Annotated in this window: 21 protein-coding genes; 8 read left to right on the top strand and 13 right to left on the bottom strand. The window is 69.5% G+C overall.

The genetic code is table 11. From position 1 onward, the window contains the following. Nucleotides 1-7: 7 nt before the first annotated feature. Nucleotides 8-586, bottom strand: coding sequence for a CYTH domain-containing protein (locus tag CSW64_RS19500; RefSeq protein WP_150131454.1), 579 nt, complete (start codon nucleotides 584-586; stop codon nucleotides 8-10). An 89-nt stretch (nucleotides 587-675) separates the two neighbouring features. Here CSW64_RS19500 and CSW64_RS19495 point away from each other — a divergent pair, with 89 nt between their 5' ends. From CSW64_RS19495 to CSW64_RS19485, 3 genes are all read left to right on the top strand, one after another. Next, the gene (locus CSW64_RS19495; protein WP_099623659.1) at nucleotides 676-2,001 is read left to right on the top strand and encodes a metal-dependent hydrolase family protein; all 1,326 of its coding nucleotides are present in this window, start codon (nucleotides 676-678) and stop codon (nucleotides 1,999-2,001) included. A gap of 25 nt (nucleotides 2,002-2,026) precedes the next feature. Beyond that, a complete protein-coding gene (gene bioB / locus CSW64_RS19490; RefSeq protein ID WP_099623658.1) occupies nucleotides 2,027-3,028 on the top strand; it encodes a biotin synthase BioB in 1,002 nt (333 codons plus the stop codon). Nucleotides 3,029-3,097: 69 nt separating this feature from the next. Then, nucleotides 3,098-5,845, top strand: a complete 2,748-nt coding sequence (locus CSW64_RS19485) for a M16 family metallopeptidase (RefSeq protein ID WP_099623657.1) — start codon at nucleotides 3,098-3,100, stop codon at nucleotides 5,843-5,845. Between the two features lie 15 nt (nucleotides 5,846-5,860). Here CSW64_RS19485 and CSW64_RS19480 read toward each other — a convergent pair whose 3' ends face one another. The 5 genes from CSW64_RS19480 to CSW64_RS19460 all read right to left on the bottom strand — a co-directional run bounded on the left by CSW64_RS19480 (nucleotide 5,861) and on the right by CSW64_RS19460 (nucleotide 9,311). After that, entirely contained in the window at nucleotides 5,861-6,133 is a 273-nt protein-coding gene (locus CSW64_RS19480) for an HPr family phosphocarrier protein (protein WP_245863773.1), read from the bottom strand. After that, nucleotides 6,130-6,534, bottom strand: coding sequence for a PTS sugar transporter subunit IIA (locus tag CSW64_RS19475; protein WP_099623655.1), 405 nt, complete (start codon nucleotides 6,532-6,534; stop codon nucleotides 6,130-6,132). The genes CSW64_RS19480 and CSW64_RS19475 overlap by 4 nt, the downstream gene beginning before the upstream one ends. 92 nt (nucleotides 6,535-6,626) lie before the next feature. After that, nucleotides 6,627-7,061 (bottom strand): HPr kinase/phosphorylase, encoded by a 435-nt coding sequence (locus CSW64_RS19470; protein WP_099623654.1) that lies wholly within the window; start codon nucleotides 7,059-7,061, stop codon nucleotides 6,627-6,629. After that, nucleotides 7,058-8,632, bottom strand: a complete 1,575-nt coding sequence (locus tag CSW64_RS19465) for a stimulus-sensing domain-containing protein (RefSeq protein WP_099623653.1) — start codon at nucleotides 8,630-8,632, stop codon at nucleotides 7,058-7,060. Before CSW64_RS19465 ends, CSW64_RS19470 begins: the two co-directional genes overlap by 4 nt. Beyond that, nucleotides 8,601-9,311 carry a two-component response regulator ChvI gene (locus CSW64_RS19460; protein WP_099623652.1) on the bottom strand — a complete coding sequence of 237 codons (711 nt, stop codon included), beginning with the start codon at nucleotides 9,309-9,311 and terminating at the stop codon, nucleotides 8,601-8,603. The genes CSW64_RS19465 and CSW64_RS19460 overlap by 32 nt, the downstream gene beginning before the upstream one ends. A 145-nt stretch (nucleotides 9,312-9,456) precedes the next feature. On the opposite strand from CSW64_RS19460, the gene CSW64_RS19455 reads away from it, so the two are divergent. After that, a complete protein-coding gene (locus tag CSW64_RS19455; protein WP_099623651.1) occupies nucleotides 9,457-11,166 on the top strand; it encodes a hypothetical protein in 1,710 nt (569 codons plus the stop codon). Here CSW64_RS19455 and pseC read toward each other — a convergent pair. Both pseC and pseB read right to left on the bottom strand, forming a co-directional pair. Continuing rightward, complete coding sequence (gene pseC / locus CSW64_RS19450; protein WP_245863772.1) at nucleotides 11,163-12,329, bottom strand: UDP-4-amino-4,6-dideoxy-N-acetyl-beta-L-altrosamine transaminase; 1,167 nt, start codon at nucleotides 12,327-12,329, stop codon at nucleotides 11,163-11,165. The two genes, CSW64_RS19455 and pseC, sit on opposite strands and share 4 nt — an antisense overlap. Then, the gene (gene pseB, locus CSW64_RS19445) at nucleotides 12,326-13,363 is read right to left on the bottom strand and encodes a UDP-N-acetylglucosamine 4,6-dehydratase (inverting) (protein ID WP_099623650.1); all 1,038 of its coding nucleotides are present in this window, start codon (nucleotides 13,361-13,363) and stop codon (nucleotides 12,326-12,328) included. Before pseB ends, pseC begins: the two co-directional genes overlap by 4 nt. 111 nt (nucleotides 13,364-13,474) lie before the next feature. Between pseB and CSW64_RS19440 the strand changes: the two genes are divergently transcribed. Together CSW64_RS19440 and CSW64_RS19435 are read left to right on the top strand one after the other, a co-directional pair. Next, nucleotides 13,475-13,870 carry a hypothetical protein gene (locus tag CSW64_RS19440; RefSeq protein WP_099623649.1) on the top strand — a complete coding sequence of 132 codons (396 nt, stop codon included), beginning with the start codon at nucleotides 13,475-13,477 and terminating at the stop codon, nucleotides 13,868-13,870. 60 nt (nucleotides 13,871-13,930) lie between these two features. Next, a complete protein-coding gene (locus tag CSW64_RS19435) occupies nucleotides 13,931-15,559 on the top strand; it encodes a GMC family oxidoreductase (RefSeq protein WP_099623648.1) in 1,629 nt (542 codons plus the stop codon). A 12-nt stretch (nucleotides 15,560-15,571) separates the two neighbouring features. Here the strand turns inward: CSW64_RS19435 and CSW64_RS19430 are convergent, their stop codons facing one another. Together CSW64_RS19430 and CSW64_RS19425 are read right to left on the bottom strand one after the other, a co-directional pair. Then, nucleotides 15,572-16,357: an SDR family oxidoreductase gene (locus CSW64_RS19430; RefSeq protein WP_099623647.1), complete on the bottom strand. Its 786-nt coding sequence runs from the start codon at nucleotides 16,355-16,357 to the stop codon at nucleotides 15,572-15,574. Nucleotides 16,358-16,382: 25 nt separating this feature from the next. Then, entirely contained in the window at nucleotides 16,383-17,027 is a 645-nt protein-coding gene (locus CSW64_RS19425; RefSeq protein WP_099623646.1) for an HAD-IA family hydrolase, read from the bottom strand. A gap of 66 nt (nucleotides 17,028-17,093) precedes the next feature. Here CSW64_RS19425 and CSW64_RS19420 point away from each other — a divergent pair, with 66 nt between their 5' ends. Continuing rightward, on the top strand, nucleotides 17,094-17,459 hold the full coding sequence (locus tag CSW64_RS19420) for a VanZ family protein (protein WP_172448633.1): 366 nt from the start codon (nucleotides 17,094-17,096) through the stop codon (nucleotides 17,457-17,459). Nucleotides 17,460-17,533: 74 nt separating this feature from the next. Further along, nucleotides 17,534-18,082 carry a hypothetical protein gene (locus tag CSW64_RS22125; protein WP_099623645.1) on the top strand — a complete coding sequence of 183 codons (549 nt, stop codon included), beginning with the start codon at nucleotides 17,534-17,536 and terminating at the stop codon, nucleotides 18,080-18,082. On the opposite strand, the gene modA is transcribed toward CSW64_RS22125, so the two are convergent. From modA to CSW64_RS19395, 3 genes are all read right to left on the bottom strand, one after another. Then, nucleotides 18,083-18,895, bottom strand: a complete 813-nt coding sequence (gene modA / locus CSW64_RS19410) for a molybdate ABC transporter substrate-binding protein (protein ID WP_216361210.1) — start codon at nucleotides 18,893-18,895, stop codon at nucleotides 18,083-18,085. It lies immediately after the preceding gene. Nucleotides 18,896-19,052: 157 nt separating this feature from the next. Continuing rightward, entirely contained in the window at nucleotides 19,053-19,487 is a 435-nt protein-coding gene (locus CSW64_RS19400) for a DUF695 domain-containing protein (RefSeq protein ID WP_099623643.1), read from the bottom strand. Between the two features lie 2 nt (nucleotides 19,488-19,489). Continuing rightward, a complete protein-coding gene (locus CSW64_RS19395) occupies nucleotides 19,490-21,949 on the bottom strand; it encodes a S9 family peptidase (protein WP_099623642.1) in 2,460 nt (819 codons plus the stop codon). Between the last annotated feature and the right edge of the window lie 106 nt (nucleotides 21,950-22,055).

Below are 22,055 nucleotides of genomic sequence, written 5' to 3'. Positions count from 1 at the left end.
CCGACCTCTATCGCAGAAGCGCAAATCCTCGCTCAGCCTTGGTCACCGAACTGGGCGTCAGTGTGGCGACCCTCGACAGGCGTTCGGCCAGGCGCGCCAGATCGGCTGGATCGCCGGACATCAGTTCGAGCTCGAGTTCCAGGAAGGCGTCCCGGCGGTTTCCGGCGGAGACTTCGGCGTCGTCGATGACCAGCTCGATCGCACCGCCGCCTTCCTGGACGAGGCGGATGGTGCGCCGGCTGCGGACCGTGAATTGCGGCGTCAGGACCGTATCGGGACTGACCGGGGCCGGCGTCGTCGCCAGCAGGGCGAGGTCGGGTTCGTCCGTCGTCACCGGCCAGTCCCATTCGTCGCGGCCGCCGTCCTCGCCCAAGGCGGACTTCAGGGTCTGGACGCGCTTCCCGGCGGACCGGCGGACCCGCAGGCCGAAGCCGGCCCGGCTCAGCGCATGGTCGGCGGTGTCGTAGTAGATCGCGACCAGATCCTTCACGACCGTCTCGCCGGGCGGCAGGGCGGCCAGCACGGCCTGCGCCGCTGCCGCGTCCAGCAGGAACTTCAGCTCGATCTCTCGGTTCGGCGTGGTCATGGCCTCGGCTGTGACGCTTTCCGGCGCTTCCCGCAACCCGCCGGCCTCTCTAGGGTGCGAACCAATAATCAGTACGAGGGGGAGTTCCCATGTTGAAGAAAGGCCTGCTCGCGGCCGCCGCCATCGCCGCCGCCGGGCTCGTGTCCGTGTCGGCCTCGGCCCGCCAGCCCGCGGACGAGGTGGTGATCGTCCACGCCGGCACGCTGCTCGACCGGCCTGGCCAGGCCCCGCGGCGCAACGCCAGCCTGATCATCCGCAACGGCAAGATCGAGGCGGTGCGCGACGGCTTCGTCGCCGGCTCGGAATTCCCCGGCGCCAAGGTAGTCGACCTGTCGACCAAGTTCGTCCTGCCGGGCCTGATCGATTCCCACGTCCACCTGATCTCGGACCGCGCCGGGGTCGAAGGGCAGCTGGCGAGCATGACCGACTCGACGGCCGACTTCGCCTATGAGGCGGCCTGGAACGCCCAGAAGACCCTGAACGCCGGTTTCACCACCGTGCGGAACCTGGGCGACGACGACGGCGTCACCCTGGCCCTGCGCGACGCCATCGCCGCCGGGCGGATGACCGGTCCGCGCATCGTCGACGCCGGAACCTCGATCTCGACCACCTCCGGCCACATGGACGGCCGTCTGGGCTTCCGGGACGAGCTGCGCGAGGCGATCCCGCACGCCAATGTGTGCGACGGGCCGGAGTCGTGCCGCGAGGCCGTCCGTCTCCAGGTCGGCCGCGGCGTCGACGTCATCAAGATCGCCACCACCGGCGGCGTGAACAGCCGCATCGGCGCCGGCCTGGGCGCCCAGATGTTCGACGACGAGGCCGAGGCGCTGATCGCCACGGCTCATCTCTACGGCAAGAAGGTCGCCGTCCATGCTCACGGAGCCGACGGCATCAAACTGGCTCTGCGCCACGGCGCCGACTCGATCGAGCACGGCACGACCATGGATGAGGAGACCATCCAGCTGTTTCTCAAGACCAAGGCCTACTACGTCCCCACGCTCTCGACGGTGAACGGCTACATCGAGCGGATCGCCAAGGATCCCAACGCCTACAGCCCCGAGGTTCGGGCCAAGGTCGACTGGCGGATCAAGATCACCGGCGAGTCGGTCCGCAAGGCCGTCCCGCGCGGCGTGCGCATCGCCTTCGGCACCGACGCGGGCGTGTCCAAGCACGGCCGCAACGCCGACGAGTTCGAGATGCTGGTCAAGTTCGGCATGACCCCCATGGAGGCGATCAAGGCCGCAACCGTGAACGCCGCGGATCTGCTCGGCCTGTCGGATCAGATCGGGACTCTGGAGGCCGGCAAGCAGGCCGACCTGATCGCCATCGACACTGATCCGCTGGCTGACGTGACGTCGCTCAAGAAAGTCGGCTTTGTGATGAAGGGCGGCCGCGTCTACAAGGGCGGCGCCTAACGGCCTGTATGGAGAGACCAGCCCCATGAACGCTCCCGTCCGCTTCGCCGACCCCGCCCTGCCGCGCCACGACTGGACGCGCGCCGAGGTCGAGGCGCTGTTCGAGCTGCCGTTCATGGAGCTGGTCTTCCAGGCCGCCCAGGTCCACCGGCGCTGGTTCGATCCGAGCGAGCTGCAGCTGAGCCAGCTGCTGTCGATCAAGACCGGCGGCTGCGCCGAGAACTGCGGCTACTGCAGCCAGTCGGCCTCGTTCAAGACGGGGCTGAAGGCCGAGAAGCTGATGGATCTCGACACCGTCGTGACGGCCGCCAAGGCGGCCAAGGCCGGCGGGGCGCAGCGGTTCTGCATGGGCGCCGCCTGGCGCGATCTGAAGGATCGCGACCTGCCCAAGGTCGCCGCCATGATCACCGAGGTGAAGTCGCTGGGCATGGAGACCTGCGTCACCCTGGGCATGCTCAAGGCCGAGCAGGCCGTGGCGCTGAAGGACGCGGGCCTCGACTACTACAACCACAACCTCGACACCTCGCGGGAGTACTACGACAAGGTCGTCACCACCCGGACCTACGACGATCGCCTGGAAACGCTGCAGCACGTGCGCGACGCCGGCATCTCGACCTGCTGCGGCGGGATCGTGGGCATGGGCGAGAGCCGGGAGGACCGCGCCAGCTTCCTGCATCAGCTGGCCACCCTGCCGGCCCATCCCGACAGCCTGCCGATCAACGGCCTTGTGCCGGTCAGCGGGACGCCGCTGGGCGACAAGATCAAGCGCGAGGGCGAGATCGACGGGCTGGAGTTCGTGCGCACCGTCGCCGTCGCCCGGATCGTCTGTCCCAAGTCGATGGTTCGCCTGTCGGCCGGCCGCGACGACATGAGCCGCGAACTGCAGGCCCTCTGCTACCTGGCCGGGGCCAACTCGATCTTCGTGGGCGGCAAGCTGTTGACCACGCCGCTGCCCGGCATGGACGAGGACAGCGTCCTGATGCGCGACCTGGGCATGCGCCCGATGGGAAGCCCCGCCCAGGCTTGATCCCGGCGACGCCCCCGGGCCAGAGTGGATGCGACCGATGCGTGTGTCGCGTTCATCCCGGGGGGACTCATGAAGTACAAGAGCGTGTTGACGGCCGCCGTCCTGGCCGCCGCGTTCGGCGTCGTCGCGCCGGCGGATAGCTGGGCCAGGCCCGCCGCGAAGGGCGCGCCCGCGCTGGCGCCGCTGCCGGACGTGAACATCCCCTACACGAAGTTCGTTCTGCCGAACGGCCTGACGGTGATCGTGCACGAGGATCGCAAGGCGCCGATCGTCGCCGTCAACGTCTGGTACCACGTCGGCTCCAAGGACGAGCCGCAGGGCCGGACCGGGTTCGCCCACCTGTTCGAGCATCTCATGTTCAACGGGTCGGAGAACGCCGACGAGGACTGGTTCAAGGCGCTGGAGCAGGTCGGCGCCACGGACCTGAACGGCACGACCAACACCGATCGCACCAACTACTTCCAGAACGTGCCGACCGCGGCCCTGGACCAGGTCCTGTGGCTGGAGGCGGATCGCATGGGGCGGCTGCTTGGAGCGGTCACCCAGGCCAAGCTCGATGAGCAGCGGGGCGTCGTCCAGAACGAGAAGCGCGAGGGCGACAACGAGCCCTATGCCGTCGCCTGGGACCTGATCACCACGAACACCTACCGGCAGGACCATCCCTACGGCCATACCGTGATCGGCTCGATGGAGGATCTCGACGCCGCCAAGCTCGAGGACGTCCACGCCTGGTTCAAGAAATACTATGGCCCGGCCAACGCCACGCTCGTCCTGGCCGGCGATATCTCGCCCGCGGAAGCGCGCAAGAAGGTCGAGGCCTATTTCGGTGATCTCCCGTCCGGTCCGCCGGTGCCGCGCCAGACGGCCTGGCCCGCCAAGCGCACCGGCGAACAGCGCGCGACGGCCCAGGATCGCGTCCCGCAGCCCCGCCTCTACAAGGTCTGGAACGTGCCGGAGGCCGGCGCGGCCGACACGGACTATCTGGCGCTGCTGTCCGACGTGCTGGCGTCAGACAAGAGCGCCCGCCTCTATGAACGCTTCGTCCTGAAGGAGCAGACGGCGACCTCGGTCAGCGCCTACGTCTCCGAGGGCGAGCTCGGCTCGACGTTCGGCATCGTCGTGACGGTGAAGCCCGGCGGCGACATCGACGCCGTCGAGAAGGCCGTGGACGCCGAACTGGCGAAGCTGCTGAAGGAGGGGCCGACCGAGGCCGAACTGGCGCGGATCAAGACTTCCCGCGTCGACGGTTTCATCCGCGGCGTCGAGCGGATCGGCGGTTTCGGCGGCAAGTCGGACCTGCTGGCGCAGAGCCAAGTGTTCCACGGCTCGCCGGACGCCTGGAAACAGTCCCTGAACCGCTACCGCGGCGCCAGCGTCGCCGACCTGAAGGCGGCCGGGAACCGCTGGCTGACCGACGGCGTGTTCTCGCTGCAGATTACGCCCTTCACCGCGCGGGAGACGGGATCAGCCGCCGCGCCGCCGCGACCGGCCGTGGGCCAGATCGCCGCGCCGGTGTTCGACAGCTACCAGCGGGCCAAACTCACCAACGGCGTCGATGTGGTGTTCGCCCGTCGCACGGCCGTGCCGACCATCGACCTGACGCTGATCATGCCGACTACGTCCTCGTCGCGGACGGGCCTGGCCGGCATGACCCTGGACATGATGGACGAGGGCACGGCGACCCGCGACACCATTGCGATCAGCCGCGAGCAGACCGAACTGGGCGCGCAGATCTCGACCACCGGCGGCATGCTCTACAACTACGCTTCGCTGTCGGCGCTCGCGCCGCGCCTGGAGCCGTCGCTGGACCTGTTCGTCGACATCCTGCGCAACCCGGCCTTCCGCGAGGCCGACATCGACCGGCTCAAGAAGCTGCGCATCGCCTCGCTCAAGCAGTCCCGCCAGCAGCCGAACGCCATGGCCAACCGCGTACTGTTCCCGCGGGTCTATGGCGTCGACCACCCCTACGGACGACTGATCACCGAGCAGACCATCGACGCGCTGAACCGCGACGCGCTGACGGCCTACCATCAGCAATGGATCAAGCCGCAGGGCGCGACCCTGGTGGTGGTCGGGGACACCACGCTGGAACAGATCCTGCCCCTGCTCGAGAAGCGGTTCGGGACCTGGACCGCCGCGCCGCCTCCGGCCCGGGCCGAGATCCCGCCGGCCGCGCCGAAGCCCGGCGTCTACCTGATCGACAAGCCGGGCGCGGTCCAGTCGGTGCTGACGGCGGCCTTCCCGATGGCGCCGCGCGTCGAGGCCGAGCAGCCGGCCACCGAAGTGATGAACAACACCTTCGGCGGGGCGTTCGTCTCGCGGTTGAACATGAACCTTCGCGAGGACAAGCACTGGTCCTACGGGGCCTTCAGCTTCGTCAACGGATCGATCGGGCCGCGCGCCTTCGTCGCCTCCACCTCGGTCCAGACCGACAAGACCGGGCCGTCCCTGGTCGAGATGAAGAAGGAGTTCGCGGACATCGTCGGTTCGCGCCCGGTCACCGCCTCCGAACTGGCCAAGTCCCAGGATGATCTCGTGCGCTCGCTGCCCGGCTTCTGGGAAACCGCCTCGGCGGTCTCCAGCAGCCTAGGCCAGATCGTCACCCTGGGCCTGCCGGCGGATCACTTCACGACCTATCCCAAGCGGGTGCGGGACGTGACGGCCGCGGAGGCCACGGCGGCCGCGCGCAAGGCGATCCATCCCGACCAGGCGGTCTGGGTGATCGTCGGCGACCGGGCCAAGATCGAGAAGGAGGTTCGCGCCGCGGGTCTCGGATCCGTGACCGTGGTGGACGCCGACGGCAATCCGGTTCCCTAGGGCGGGGGAGCGGGGCTACCGCTCCTCGTCGAAGCGCGCGGCGACCAGGTCGCTGAGCGCTTCGACCGCGGCGGCGGCCTCAGGGCCCGTGGCGCTGATCTCGATGGTCGAGCCGATGCCGGCGGCCAGCATCATCAGGCCCATGATCGAGCGGGCGTCGACGGTCTGGCCGTCGCGGCTGACCTGGACCTCGGCGTCGTAGCCGGCGGCCATCTTGACGAACTTCGCCGAGGCCCGCGCGTGCAGGCCTCGCTCGTTCACGATCTCGACCGTTCGCTTCGTCGTCACTTCTCGCCCGCCAGGACGTAGGAGGCGACGGAGATGTACTTGCGGCCGGCTTCCTGGGCCGAGTGCACGCATTCTTCCAGGTTCTGCCGCGTGCGCAGGCTGGCCAGCTTGATCAGCATCGGCAGGTTCAGGCCGGCGATGACCTCGGCCCGGGTCTGCTCCATCACGCTGATGGCCAGGTTGCTCGGCGTGCCGCCGAACATGTCGGTCAGCAGGATGACGCCCTTGCCGGAATCGACCTGGGCGCACGCCTTCAGGATGTCCTTCCGGCGCTTCTCCATGTCGTCGTCGGGGCCGATGCAGATGGGGACGACCGCTTCCTGCGGGCCCACCACATGCTCCATGGCGAAGACGAACTCCTGCGCCAGCCGACCGTGGGTTACGATCACGAGCCCTATCATTTCCGGGCCCAACGCCTTGTCATGATCAAATCCGGGTATCCCCATGCCCGACGGAAGGTCGGCCACACCGCGAAGGCGCCTAGATACGCCCGTTAATGATCGTATCCAAGATGCTGCATTGCGCGACGTAATTTCGCGGGCGCCGAGGGATCGAAAGGCCACAGGGGGCGCAGGGGCACGCTTCGGTCGAGCAGGCTCAGGGTCTCGCCCTGTGGAAAGCGTTCGACGGCCTCCGGCGAAGCCTCGCAGCGCACCGCCAGAACGATCTCGCTGAACGGCAGCGTCGCCGCGGGCAGCACGCCCAGGCCTCGGCTCTCCATCAGGTCCCGCAGCGTGTCGGGCGCACGGCCGTAGAGGCGATCACCGACGGTCCAGATCACGACCCGGTCGTCGGCGACCGGCCGGAAGCCGGCCTCGCTCGCCCGCAGCAGCAGGTCGCTCTTGCCCGAGCCGGACGGACCGACCAGGAGGAGGCCCCGCCATTCGCCGTCCAGGCGCAGCGCCGCCAGGCCGCCGTGCAGGATCACGGGCGGCGCTCGGGCAGGGTGACGGTGAAGCGCGCTCCGACGACCGCATCGTCCTCGCCCCTGCGGTTCTCGGCATGGACCTTGCCGCCGTGGGCGTCGACGATCTGGCGGGCGATCGACAGGCCGAGCCCCGAATTGCCCCCGAACGCCGCGCCTTTGGGCCGCGAGGTGTAGAAGCGCTCGAAGACGGTCTCCAGGTTGTCGGGCGGGATGCCGGGACCGTCGTCCTCGACCAGGATCCTGGCCACGCCTCGCTCGTGGCTGAGCGTCACCCGGACCTCGCCGCCGGCGGGGCTGAAGGAGCGAGCGTTGTCGATGAGGTTGCGGAACACCTGGCCCAGCGGGCCATCCCGACCGGCGACCGAGATCGTCTGGTCCGGATGTGTCAGGCGCACGGTGACGTCGCCGGGCTTGGCCGCCGAATCGTAGACGGCGACGATGTCGCCGAGCAGGCGGCCCAGGTCGATGGGGCGCGGCTCGTCTCGCGACAGTTCCGCGTCCAGCCGCGAGGCGTTCGAGATGTCGGTGACCAGCCGGTCCAGCCGTCCGACGTCCTGTTTCAGAATCCCCATCAGGCGGTCGCGGGCCTTGGCGTCCTTGACCAGATCCAGCGTCTCGATCGCCGAGCGGATCGACGTCAGCGGGTTGCGAATCTCATGCGCCACGTCGGCGGCGAAGCGCTCGATGGCGTCCATCCGCTCCGACAGAGTGTCGGTCATCGACTCCAGCGAGCGGGACAGGTCGCCGATCTCGTCGTCGCGACGGGCCAGGTCCGGCAGTGAGATCGATCGCGCGCGAGCGGCCTTCACCCGGTCGGCGGACCGCGCCAGTCGCAGGATCGGACGGGCGACCAGCAGGCTCAGCAGCAGCGACGAAAGCAGGGTCACGCCGGTGGCGATGAGGATGAAGGGGATCAGGTTGGCCCGCTCCCGGGCGATGATCTGGTCGACGTCGCCCGCCTCAAGCGTCAGCACGCCGACGACGGCGCGGACGCGCTTGATCGGCAGCGAGACGGAGATCACCTGCTCGCCGGTCTCGGAGACGCGGCGGCCCTTGACGGGCTCGCCCTCGTGGGCGGCGGCCAGCTCGGCCTGAAGGGCGCGGTCGGCCCGTTCCTCGGCGCGGGTCCGCTCGCTCGAGGGGGCGGCCTGGCCGGGCTTGCGCGCCGGCGGCAACGGTTTCCACTCGACGCGGTCGGCGACGAAATAGGAGTCGGCGATCATCCGGCCGTCCTTGTCGAACAGGCGGACCCGCTGGTTGCGCGGGATATGCAGCAGTTGCAGCAGCTGGGCCGCGCGCTCGGGCTGCAGCGCCGGCTCGGGCTCGCCGACCGTGGCCGCGTCGTCGATGATGTGGGCGATCCACTCGCCCTGGGTGATCAGACTGTCGATCCGCGCGTTGACGAGGCCCCGCCGCATCTCGTTGAGCGTCAGGGCCCCGCCGACCAGGATGGCCAGGCTGAGCAGATTCAGGGCGATGATCAGCCGGCCGAGCCGCGACCCGCGGGGCAGGAACCAGCGCCGGGGCGACGCCTCGGACTCAGGACTCGCGGTAGCGGTATCCGACGCCATACAGGGTCTCGATCGCGTCGAAGGTCGGGTCTACCTGGCGGAACTTCTTCCGCATCCGCTTGATGTGGCTGTCGATGGTGCGGTCGTCGACATAGACCTGATCGTCGTAGGCGGCGTCCATCAGGTTGTCGCGGCTCTTCACGAAGCCGGGGCGCTGGGCCAGCGACTGCAGCAGCAGGAACTCGGTGACGGTCAGGCGGACCGGCTTGCCGTCCCACAGGCTGTCGTGCCGCTCAGGGTCCAGGGTCAGCTTGCCGCGCTTCATCGCCTTGGCGCTGGGCTCGATCGGCCCCGCGGCGGCCAGGTCCTCGTCCTGAACGTCGGCCCGACGGAGCACGGCCTTGACCCGCTCCAGCAGCAGCCGCTGGCTGAACGGCTTGTGGATGTAGTCGTCCGCGCCGAGGTTGAAGCCGAGGATCTCATCGATCTCCTCGTCCTTCGAAGTCAGCATGATGACCGGCAGGTCGGAGGTCTGGCGCAGACGGCGCAGAACCTCCATGCCGTCCATGCGCGGCATCTTCACGTCGAGGATCGCCAGGTCCGGCGGCGACGTCTGCAGGGACTCGAGCCCGGCGGCTCCATCATAGCAAGCATTGACCGTGTGGCCGTGGCTTTCCAGCGCCAGCGAAACCGAGGCGACGATGTTCTCGTCGTCGTCCACCAGGGTGATCTTGGCCATCGAAGTCCTTCTATCTGGTCGCCCGCGTCGCGTCATACCTAGCGTGGCGATGTCCCACCGCAAGGAATTCCCCTGTCAGCGTGGCGTCAATGGGGCAGTGCGCCGTAAACGCCGCCTTAGAACCTTGTTCGATAGATCGGGTTCCATGGGTGGGCGGGTGCACTACGAACTGTTCGTCCGACGTCGACCGGGGTCCGGTTGGACGCTCGACATCGCGACCGAGGATCGGGCGCGTGTGATCGAAGCGGCCGAGGACGCCCTGGCCGAGGGTCGGGTCGCGGCCGTGCGCGTGACCAAGGAGATCCTCAACGAGGAGACGATGGAGTTCAGCTCCGTCACCATCCTCGAGCGCGGCGCGCCGGATCGCTCCAAGCCCAGGAAGGAACGAGACGACAGCGAGCCGCTCTGCGTCAGCCCCGGCGACCTCTACACCTGCCATGCGCGCGAGCGGATCGGCCGGCTGCTGGATGGTTGGCTGACGCGCCAGAAGGCGACGCCGTTCGAGCTGCTCCACCGTCCGGACCTGGTCCAGAAGCTGGAGGCCGAGGGCGTCGAGCTGCAGCACGCCATCCAGAAGATCGCCGTGCCCGAGGCCCAGGCCCGGGGGATCGGGGTCCACGAGATCATGCGCTCCTTCCAGCGCCTGGCCGAACGGGCCATCGAGCGGCTGCTGAAGGACGCCAGGAAGGGCAATCTCCCGGACATCGACAAGGAAGGCTTCGCCAAGGCCGCCGAGCGTCTCGTCAAGGAGCCTGAGCGCAGCTACCTGCTGGGCGCCGGGGTGGCGGCCTCGATCGCGCCGGCGCGGGGCTGGGGCGACAAGGTCGGCCTGTTGCTGGATCTCGCCGATTCCGCGCCGCTGAATCCGGAGGCCCGGGACGTGGCCCTGGCGGTGATCGAGCAACCCCTGACGGAGATCCTCGGCTCGCGGGCCGGGATGATGGACCTGCTCGGCGTCGAGCTGGACCTGGGCGGCCAGCTGGCGGCCATGACCCGCCTGGCCGGCGCGGACTCGGTGGAAGCGCTGATTGGCATCGAGGCGTCCGTGGCGCGCGTCATGCCGGCGCTCGAACCCCCTGCCGCCCGCCTGGCGAACTGGCTGGCGGGTCCGCACTTCGAGGCCTGCCGCTCGGCCATCGCCCAGCGGGTGCTGCGCGAACTGACGGGACCGCGCCGGCTGAAGCCGGGGGAAGCCGAGGCCGAGATCGAGCTTCTGCGCGGCCTCGCCATGGCCCTGACCGCCGCCGGCGGCCGTGTGCTGTCGATGGAGGACATCCATCACGCCTTCACCGAACGGTCGAAAGCGCTGGTGACGGGCGACTTCGTCGATGCGCTGCTCGGCATGAACCGCTCCTCGCGCGAGGAGATCGAGATCCTGATCAAGCTGGCCGAGAACGTCACCGGCGGAGCCAACAAGCGGCAGGCGGCGCGGTGGCTGAACGCCAATGTCTCGTCGCTACGGTTCGAGAAAGAGCAGCGTTACGGGCCGGATTCGCCGGTCGCCAAGCTGGTCGCCCTGGCGGCGCTGCAGAAATCGGTCCTGCGCGCGGGGCTCGCCCCCGAGGACGCCGATCCGATCCGTGGCAAGATCGGCGAGGTCGCCGGCATGGTCGAGGCGGACGGCAAGCTGGTCGCCGCTCTCGCCAAGGCTTCGGCGCCGGCGGTGCATCGCCTGAACCTGCTGCTGCGGATGGCGGTCGGCGAGACGGCGCCGCTCGGCCCGGCGGCGGACCGCGCGCGGTCCGAGGCGCTGAAGCTGGTCAAGGCGCCGGGCATCCGCGAGGAACTGACCCGGTCGCCGGAGGCGCTGGCCCAGATGCGCGGCCTGATGCAGACCGCGGGCCTGGCGGCCTAGAGGCGCAGCGCCCGAGCCAGCGCCGCGACCACCCTCTCGACATCGCCGTCGTCCATGCCCGGAAACAGCGGCAGGCTGAGGCAGCGGTCGTACCAGCCCTGGGCGCCGGGCAGGTCCAGCGCGCCGTTGCGTGTTCGCCAGTAGGGCTGGGTATGGACGGGGATGTAGTGGACCTGGGAGCCGATGCCGGCTTCGGCCAGGTCGGCGACGACCCGCGCCCGCTCGATTCCCGCGGCGGCGAAGTCGATCAGCACGGTCAGCAGATGCAGCGCGGGGTCGGAATGCTCCGGTCGCGCCGCGAGCCGCACCGTCGGCGCCAACGGGGCGAGGGCGGTTTCGTAGAGGGCGGCCAGGACCCGCCGGCGCGCGGTGAACCGCTCCAGCTTGGCCAGCTGAGACAGCCCCAGGGCGCAGAGTACGTCCGGCAGGCGATAGTTGTAGCCCGGCTCGGGCATCTCGTAGATCCACGGCGCGGCCCCGGCCGGCCGGACCATGCCGTGGCTGCGGGCCAGCCGCAGGCGCTCGGCCAGGACGTCGTCGCTGGTGGTCACCATGCCGCCCTCGCCCGTGGCGATGGTCTTCACGGGGTGGAACGAGAAGGTCGCCATGGCCGAGAAGGCGTTGTCGCCGACGCGATGGACTTCGTTGCCTCGTCTCAGGCTGGAGCCGAGGGCGTGCGGGGCGTCCTCGACCAGGATCGCCCCGGCCGCGCCGGCCAAGGCGGCGAGCGCCGGCAGGTCGCAGACGTCGCCGCGCAGGTGCACCGGCAGCACCGCGCGCACGGGGCGCCCGTCGGCGCGCGACAAGGCTTCCGCCAGGGTTTCGGGCGTCATCAGGCCGCTGTCGGGATCGACATCGGCGAAGACGACGTCGGCGCCGACGTAGGTCGCGCAGTTGGCGGTGGCCAGGAAGGTGATCGAAGGGACGATACAGATATCGCCGGGTCCGATCCCCGCCGCCATCATGGCCATGTGCAGCGCCGCGGTGCCGTTGCTGCAGGCGACGGCGTGACGCGCGCCGACCGTCTCGGCGAAGGCGGCCTCGAACCGGCCGACCGTCGGACCCGTGGTCAGGAAGTCCGCCCGCAGCGCCTCCGCCACCGACGCGACATCGTCATCTTCGATGGTCTGTCGGCCATAGGGCAGGAAGGGAAGGGGGGTCACGCGCCGGTCTCCTCCAGCATGCGGCGCAGGCCCTCGGCGGTCAGCCAGTCGGGGTTGCCATCGCTGGCGTAGGCGAAGTCCTCGGCGACCGGCTTGGCGCCGTCGACGGGCCCGAAGGGCGCACGGGTATATTCGACGAAGGAAGGTTCGATCACGTAGCGGTCGGCCAGCTCCATCGTCTGGCGGGCGTCGTCGGCGCTGACCATGGTCTCGTGCAGCTTTTCGCCCGGACGGATGCCGACGATCTTGATCTTGGCGAGCGGCGCCATGGCCTGGACCAGGTCGGGCATCGCCATGGACGGGATCTTGGGCACGAAGATCTCGCCGCCGCGCATGATCTCCAACGACGACAGCACGAACTGCACGCCCTGGTTCAGGGTGATCCAGAAGCGGGTCATGCGGGCGTCGGTGACGGGCAGCTCGGTCGCGCCCTGGGCCAGCAGCCGGCGGTACAGCGGCACGACGCTGCCGCGCGAGCCGACCACGTTGCCGTAGCGAACGACCGAGAACTTGGTGCTGATGTCGCCCGAGAGGTTGTTGGCCGCGACGAAGGTCTTGTCGGACGCCAGTTTGGTGGCGCCGTAGAGGTTGACCGGGTTGCAGGCCTTGTCGGTCGACAGGGCGACCACCTGCTGCACCCGATTGGTCAGGCTGGCCCAGACCACGTTCTCCGCGCCGATGACGTTGGTGTGGATGCACTCCGACGGATTGTACTCGGCGGCCGGCACCTGTTTGAGGGCGGCGGCGTGGATGACGATGTCGACGCCGCGCAGGGCCAGGGTCAGGCGCGAGCGGTCGCGGATATCGCCCAGGAAGAACCGCATCCGACTCATCGCCTCGGCGTCGAATCGCTCGCGCAGATCCTGCTGCATCTCGCTCTGCTTCAGCTCGTCGCGCGAGTAGACGATCAGTTTCCGCGGCTTGAAGCGGGCCAGCACGGTCTCGACGAAGCGTCGGCCGAACGAGCCGGTGCCGCCGGTGACGAGAATGACCTTCCCGTCGAGATCCAGGGTGTCGGGCGCGAAGCTGGACATGGCGTCTCCAAGCGGGCGCGCTCCTCCGAACCTGATGCGAGGACGCCCCACGGTCAGGCTTCGACTGAAATCGTAAACGGCCCGTCAACCATGATGCGGCAAGAGCGTCGCATGGATCGCCGTCTCGTCATCGCCGCCGCCTTGAGCCTGATCCCCGCCGCCGTCTCGGCCGCTGGCGGGGAGGAGCGCAAGAAGGGCGGCGGAGCCGGCTTCGTTCAGATCAAGGCGATCGTCGCGACCATCGTGCGACGCGACGGCAGCCGGGGCGTGATCACCGTCGAATGCGGGCTGGACACCTCGGACGACAAGATGCGCCAGCGGGCGACCGCGTCGGAGCCGCGTCTGCGCGCCGCCTACGCCGGCTTCGTCCAGGCCTACGCGGCCGGGCTGCCGACGGGCGGCCTCCCCGACGCGGACTACCTGGCCCGCGAACTGCAGCGGCTGACCGACCAGACCCTCGGCCAGAAGGGCGCGAAGTTCCTGCTCGGGACGATCCTGATCAACTGACCATCGTTCGTCCCGGCCAAAGGGGCTTGGCGAACGGCGTGTCGTCGCCGATGGAAGGGCATGACCGAGGAAACGATCCCGTTCGAGGGCGAGTACGACTACATCGTGGTCGGCGCCGGCTCCGCGGGATGCGTGCTGGCCAACCGGCTGTCTCGGGATCCGCGCCGTCGGGTTCTGGTCCTGGAGGCCGGCGGCCGGGACGACTGGATGTGGTTTCATGTGCCGGTCGGCTACCTGTTCGCCATCGGCAATCCACGGTCCGACTGGCTGTTCGAAACGGAGCCCGAGCCGGGCCTGAACGGGCGAACGCTGAAGTATCCGCGGGGTAAGGTCATCGGCGGCAGCTCCGCCATCAACGCCATGATCTCCATGCGCGGCCAGGCCGCCGACTACGATCATTGGCGCCAGCTGGGCCTGGCCGGCTGGGGCTGGGACGAGGTGCGGCCCGTGTTCCGCCGGCTGGACGATCACTTCCTGGGCGAAAGCGACGACCACGGCGTCGGCGGCGAGTGGCGGGTCGAGGCGCCGCGGGTCCGCTGGGCCGTGCTGGACGCCATCGAGAGGGCCGCGATCGAGATGGGCGTCCCGGCGACGTCCGACTTCAACACGGGCGACAACACGGGCGTCGGCCTGTTCCACGTCAACCAGAGGCGCGGGCTGCGCTGGTCGGCGGCGCGCGCCTTCCTGAAGCCGGCGCTCGCGCGGCCGAACCTACGCTTGGAGACGGGCGTCCAGGTCGAGCGGGTGCTGTTCGAGGATCGGCGGGCGGTCGGCGTCCGCTTCCGCCGCGGCGGCAGGGCGTTCGACGTCCGGGCGCGGGGCGAGGTGATCCTGGCGGCCGGCGCGATAGGGTCGCCGCAGATCCTGCAGCTGTCGGGCGTCGGCCCGGCGGATTGGCTGGGCGACCTGGGCCTGCCCGTCGTCGCCGCCCGGCCGGGCGTCGGGCGGAACCTGCAGGACCACCTGCAGCAGCGCGCGATCTACCGGGTCAGCGGGGTGAAGACCCTCAACGAGACCTACCATTCTCTGGTCGGGCGAGGGCTGATGGGCGCGGAGTACGCCCTGTTCCGGCGCGGGCCGCTGACCATGGCGCCGTCGCAGCTGGGCATCTTCACGACCTCGTCGCCGGAGCACGACCGGCCGAACATCCAGTTCCATTGCCAGCCGCTGTCGTTGGACCGGTTCGGCGAGCCGTTGCATCGGTTTCCGGCGGTGACGGTCTCGGCCTGCAACCTGCGCCCGACCTCGCGCGGGACGGTCCGGCTGCGCTCGGCGGATCCGGGCGATGCGCCGCGGATCGCGCCGAACTACCTGGCCACGCTCGAGGATCGCCGGGTGGCGGCCGACGCGATCCGCGTGACCCGCCGCCTGATGGCCCAGCCGGCCCTGGCGCGCTTCTCGCCAGCGGAGCATCTGCCGGGCCCCGCCGTGGGCGACGACGAGGCCGCCCTGGCCCGGGCCGCCGGCGACATCGGCACGACCATCTTCCATCCAGTGGGAACGGCCCGGATGGGGCTGCCGTCCGACAACGCCGCCGTGGTCGACGAACGCCTGCGGGTGATCGGGCTGGAGCGGCTGCGGGTCATCGACGCCTCGGTGATGCCGACCATCACGTCGGGCAACACCAACACGCCCACCATCATGATCGCCGAGCGCGGCGCGGGCCTGGCGCTGGAGGACGCGCGGTAGGGGGCGTCGACCTCACATCGCGCTGATGCCGCCGTCCAGCTTCAGCTCGGCGCCGGTCATGAACTTGCTCTCGTCGCTGGCCAGGTAGAGCACGGCGTTGGCGATATCCAGCGTCTCGCCGATGTGGCCGAGCGGGATCTGACGGCCGAGCTTGGCCTCGCCCTCCTCCTTGCCGAACGCCTGTCGGATCGGATCGAGGATGGGCGTGTCGATGAAGGTCGGGTGGATCGAGTTGCTGCGGATGTCGAGCTTCTGCTTGGCGCAATAGAGGGCGATGTTCTTGCTGAGCAGCCAGACGCCGGCCTTGGAGGCGTTGTAAGCTGGACCGTTGTGGTTGGCGATCAGGCCGGCGATCGAACTGATGTTGACGATCGAGCCCGGCTGGTGCGCGCGCATGTACTTCAGGGCATGCTTGGCGCCGAGGAAGACGCTATCGACGTTGACCGCCATCACCTCGCGGAAATCCTCCAGGCTGCACTGCTCCAGATGGCCGCCCTTGCTGATCCCGGCGTTGTTGACCAGGACGGAGAGGCCGCCCATGGCCGCGTCGGCCTCCTCCAGGGCGAAGATCCACTGGTCTTCCCGGGTCACATCCAGCGGGAAGGCGAAGGCCGTTCCTTCGCCATGCGCCTGGTTGATCTCCGCCGCGACGGTCTTCACGCCGTCATGGTTGAGATCGGCGAGGCTGACCAGGGCGCCTTCCTCGGCCAGGCGGCGCGCCATCGCCGCGCCGAGCCCCTGAGCGGCGCCGGTGATGAAGGCCTTCTTGCCGGCGACCCGGCCCGTGCGCTTGGTCATGGTCTCGTTCCCTGTCCTGTTCTGGCTATTCGAAGATGAGGCCGGTCGAGGCCGACAGCTCGGCCAGGGCCTGGTCGACGCCGCCGACCTTGATCGCCCGCATGCCCAGCATCGCGGCCGGCTTGCAGTTGATTCCCAGGTCGTCGAGGTAGACGCAGTCGGCCGGATCGACCGCCAGCTGCTCGCACATCATCTGATAGATGCGTGGATCCGGCTTGCGGACGCCGGCTTTCGAGCTTTCGATCACCACGTCGAACAGCGCCATGATCCCGGCGACCTGAGCGGCCTTCTCGCTGGTGCCCGACATGCCGGCGCCGTGGCCGGTCTGGACGTTGTTGGTGATGCAGCCGACCTTGAAGTTGGCCTTGCACTGTTCCAGCGCCGCGACCATGCGTGGGCGGATGTCGCCGGACAGCCGCGGCAGGATGTCGGCCCCGCGCACCGAGTGGCCCAGGGCGGTCGACTCCTCCAGGAACTTCGCGTCGAAGGCCGCGGCGTCGATCTCGTTGCGCTCGAACAGGGCCCAGGCGTTGTGATCGGGGTTGGCGGCGTTCACCCCACGGATGAAATCGCGCGGCAGCCCCTTTTCCGCCTCATAATGGTTGAATGCCTCGAACGGCGAGGAGGTGATCACCCCGCCGAAGTCCCAGATCACCGCAGAAACCGTCACGACCGCTCCTCTTTTCGCGGCGCGGACGCTAGACAGCCCCCCATCGACGCGCAACCCGAAGGTTCCATGCTCGCCCGTCCTCTCCGTATCGCCATCTTCATTCTCGGCTGTGCGATCATTCTCTGGCTATCCCTGGCTCCGAGCGACGAGCTGCCGCTGGCGAACGTCTGGGACAAGCTCAAGCACAGCGCGGCCTACGCCGTGCTCACCCTCGCCGGGGCGGCCGCCTTTCCTCGCTGGATACCGTTGGTGGCGCTGGCCTTGTTCGGCTTCGGCGTGGTCGTGGAGCTGATCCAGGCCGCCATGCCGTACGGCCGTCAGGGCGACGTCCGCGACGCGCTCGCGAACACCATCGGCATCGCCGTGGGCGCGGGCCTAACGCTCCTGATCCGCGAATGGGTCATGGTTAAGTCTCGCGCTCGGGGAGAATAGGACGCACGGCGGCGTTTCCAGGGGGTATCGTGTCGGTTCTGATCGACCGTGCCGCTCCCCCCAAGAGGCCGTCCATGTCCTTTCGTATTCCGCTGATCGCCGCGGGCGCGCTCCTCGTGACCGCCTGCAGCCAGGGTTCCGGCGTTCCCGCCTCCGCGCCTGGCAAGTCCGCTTCCGCGCCACCGCCGCCGGCCGCCGCCCCGGCCGCCCCGCCGCCGCCGCAGGTGATCGAGGTCCGCCACGACTGCTGCTGCCAGTGCCCGGCCAGGGCCGAGCCGCCGCGTCCGGCGGTCCGCAAGGCTCGCCATGTGAAGCCTCGCAAGCACTATCGCCGCTACGCCGACACCCGCGCCGCCGTCTATGTGTCGGTCGAGGAGCGTGAGACCTATTCCGAGCGCTACCTGGGCCCGGTCGAGTCGTACGGCCACCGCGAGCGCTACGGCCACGGCTATCGCGACGACGGCTACCGCCGCGGTTATCGCGACGACTACCGCCGCGGCTACGACTACGGCGACTACGATCGCCGCCGCCCGCCGCCGCCCCAGGCCCGCCCGTACGACTATCCGCTCGCCGGCCGGGATCGCGACGGCTACCTGCAGTGGCCGGCCAAGGTCGGCTACTGATCAGGCCGGCCGCGCCAGCACGCCGAAGCCGTAGCGCTTGAAGATCGCGGCGGCTTCCGGCGTCTGGAGGTAGCCGAGGAAGGCCGCCGCCCGCGGATTGCGTGAGCCCGAGAGCACCGCGCCCGGATAGACGATCGCCGGATGGGTCGCCGCCGGGAAGGTGTCGACGACGCGGACTTTCGGGTCGGCCTTGGCGTCGGTGGCGTAGACGACGCCCAGCGGCGCCTCGCCACGCGAGACATAGGCCAGGGCCGCCCGCACGTTCTCGGCCGGCAGCAGGTTCTTCTCGACCGATCCCCAGACGCCCAGAGCCGTCAGCGAGGCCTTGGCGTACTTCCCGGCAGGCACGGCGGCGGGGTCGGCCACGGCCAGCCGGCCGCCGCCCAGCGCCTTGGCCAGCGGCATGCCCTTGGCGATCTTCAGGCTGGTCTTCGAGGCGGCCGGGGCGATCAGCACCAGGCTGTTGGACAGCAGATCGCGGCGGGAGGCGGGGACGATCAGCCGTCGCTCGGCCAGCCAGTCCACCCAGTCGACGTCGGCGGACAGGAACAGGTCGGCCGGGGCGCCCTTCTCGATCTGGCGCGCCATCGCCGAGGAGGCTCCGAAGCTGAGGCGGGCCGGCGTTCCGTTCCGCTTGGCCCAGGCCTCGTTCGCCGCCGTCAGCGACTCCTGCAGCGACGCCGCCGCGAACACCGTCAGCGGGGCCTGCGCGAACGCCGGCCGCGCCGCCAGGAGCGCCGCCGCCCCGAACAGAAACTCCCGTCGCTCGAACCGCATCGATCCCTCCAGCTTGGCGTGCGCCTTGCCCTGCATCTTCCGCGTTGCGCCACAACGGCACAAGCGGGGGAATATCAACATGCGTTCGCCGACGGGCCCTCTCTTCAAGGGCTACGAGATCATTGCGATCATCATCTTCCTGACCGGCGCGGCCGTCGTGGCGGGGCTGAATCTGGTCTACTGACGGGGCCGATCAAGCCTCGTCCGGCAGGACCTCGGCCAGGGCGTCCCATTCCGGGTCCTCGAAGGCCCGGAAGTCGAGCGGATACTCGGGGTGCCCTTCGAGGCCGGCGTTCAGCACGTCCATGAAGGCGTCCGGATCCTGGGCGTAGTAGCGCCATTCGCGGGCGCCGCCGCCCAGGATGGACGCGACGAGCACGCCCCGCCCGGCCTCTTCGACGGACGCGCTGACGGCCTCTTCGAAGCGGTTCATCAGCGCGTTCTCGCGCTCGGAGGGCAGGCCGGCGTCGGGCTCCGGTTCGTAGCTCCAGCCGACCAGGACCAGGTGCGGCCAGGCCGCGCGCCGATCCGGCTCAGGCAGGCGCGACCGGCAACGGACGATGAGGACGCCGTCGTCGTCCTCGGACTGTCCGACGATCCAGTCGTCGTCTGTATAGGGTCCGGCCATGGCTACTTCTCCGTCCGCGGCTTGGCCGCCTTCACATTGAGGTCCAGCCAGCGGGTCATTTCCCACAGCGTGTGCAGGACCGACTCCCGGCCGCGGTAACCGTGCGCCTCCAGCGGCAGCACGACGTAGCGGACGTTGGCGCCGTTGCCCTTCAGCGCGGCGTAGAAGCGCTCGCTCTGGATCGGGAAGGTGCCGGAGTTGTCGTCCGCCTGGCCGTGGATGAGCAGGATCGGCTCGTTGATCTTCTTCACATGGGTGAAGGGGCTCATCTGGGTGTAGATGTCGGTCGCCTCCCAGTAGGTGCGCTCCTCGGCCTGGAAGCCGAACGGCGTCAGCGTCCGGTTGTAGGCGCCCGACCGCGCGACGCCGGCGCGGAAGATGTCGGAATGGGCCAGCAGGTTGGCGGTCATGAAGGCGCCGTAGCTGTGCCCGCCGACGCCCAGGCGGTCACGATCGGCGACGCCCATCGCGACCACCTTGTCCGCGGCGGCCTGGGCGCTGGCGACCAGCTGCTGGACATAGGTGTCGTTGGCCGTGCCGTCCGGGCCGATGATCGGCATCTTCGGGTCGTCCAGCACCGCGTAGCCCTGGGTCAGCAGGAACAGGTGGCTGGAGCCGGCGGGCCGCACGAAGCGATTGTCCTCGGCCACCACCTCGGCGGCGATCTTCGGATCGGTGAACTCGGTCGGATAGGCCCACATCACCAGCGGCAGCGGGCCGTCCTTCTTCTGGTCGTAGCCGGCCGGCAGGTACAGATTCCCGCTCAGCTCGACGCCGTCGGCGCGCTTGTAGGTGACCAGCTGCTGGGTCACGCCGGCGAACTGCGGCGCGGGATCCTTGAACGCGGTGAGGGCGCGGGGCGTCCCGCCCGAGCGCTTGCGGACATAGTAGTTCGGAACCTCGGTGCGGCTTTCGCGGCGGGTCAGCAGGGTTTCGCCGGCGTCGTCCAGCAGCTCGACGATGGATTCGTAGTAGGGGGTCTTGGCCTGCCACAGGCGGGTGGTCTTGCCGGTGACAAGGTCCATGCGGTCCAGGAACGGGAACTCGCCCTCGCGGCGTGCGCCCTCTCCGGTCATGAACACGCCCTTGCCGTCCGGGGTGAAGTGGATGACCTGCCGGCCGCCGGCGTCGGTCCTGGTGATCACGTCGCCCGGGTCGTCGTAACGGCCCTGGTAGTTGCGATCGACCAGCACGCGGGGCTTGGCGGCCGGATCCGACGGGTTCACCAGGTAGCGGGTCTCATGCCGGTTCTTCCACCACATCGACTGGACGACGGCGACGTCCTCACGACCCCAGGTCACGCCGCTGAAGCGCTCGTTCAGATCGATGAGCTTGCGCGGCGGGGCGGCGAAGGGGGCGTCCTGCAGGAAGACGGCGTCGCGGACGTCGGCCTGCTTGCGGGAGTCGCCGCCGTCCTGGGCCTCGGCCCAGAGCAGGGTGGCGGGGGCGTCGGCGCGCCACTGCACCGCGCGCGGGCCCTTGGCGACCGCGTCGAACGGCGGCGGGATGTCGTCGCGCAGCGGCAGGGCCGCCACGGTGTGGACCGTCTTGCCGGTCAGATCGGTGACGACGATATCGGTCGGGAACAGGCCGGCCGGGACGATGTAGCTGAACGGCCGCTTGATGCGGGTCTGCAGGATGTAGCGGCCATCGGGCGAGGCCGAGGCCGACGAGATGACGCCAGGCTCGCCGACGACGCGGGCGGGGCCGCCGTCGCGCGGCTGGATGACCAGTCGGCTGGTGAAGTAGTGCTCGAACAGCGCCTCGTCCTCGCCGTCGCCGAGCAGGTCCTGGTAGGTCCGGACCGGCGCGACGCGCGCCATGCTCTCCTGGACCAGCGGGGCGGTCGGCGCGCGGGCGGCCTGGGGCGCGGCGCCGCGGCCGTCGGGAACCTGGCGGACGATCAGGCCGGAGCTGTCCGGAAGCCAGCTGTAGCCGCCGCCGAACGCCGCGTTCACCGAGGGACCGGTCAGGCGGCGGGCCGTGGCTGTGGCGACGTCGGCCACCCACAGTTCGAGGCCCGTGGGCGCGTCCATCAGGAAGGCCAGCGAGCGGCTGTCCGGCGACCAGGCAGGGGAGATGTAGCGCGCGCCGGCGGGCAGAGCGACCTCGCGGGTCTTGCCCGACTTCACGTCCTGCAGCGTCAGGGACTTGAGCCAGCTCACCCGGCTGTTGGCGGGCCCGTTGTTGCGCGGATTGATCCGGAAGCCGGCCAGCTTCAGGTCGGGTTCGGCGATCTCGGCGATCGGCGGCAGGTTCGAGCGGCCGAACAGCGCCATGACCGTGTTGCCGGGGGCGACGCTGACGCTGGGCGTCGGCTGGGCGTCGATGATCTGCGGGATCGGCGCCGGCGGCAGCTGGTAGGCGTCGGCGCCGGCCGGAGCCGTCTGCGCCGCCGCCGGCATCGCCGCGGCCAAGGCCAGGACGGCCACGCAGGCCGTGAACAACGAACGTGAGCGCATGAAAACGCCTCCCCCGGGAGAAATGAACTCAGATTGTCTGGTTAGGGCGCCCATCCTGCCGCCGCAACCGGGCGACGTCGCGTCGCATGACGTAACGTCCAAACGG

It is taken from the genome of Caulobacter mirabilis (genome assembly GCF_002749615.1).
In the GTDB taxonomy this organism is placed as follows: domain Bacteria; phylum Pseudomonadota; class Alphaproteobacteria; order Caulobacterales; family Caulobacteraceae; genus Caulobacter; species Caulobacter mirabilis.
This window is presented reverse-complemented; position numbering and strand designations above follow the sequence as displayed.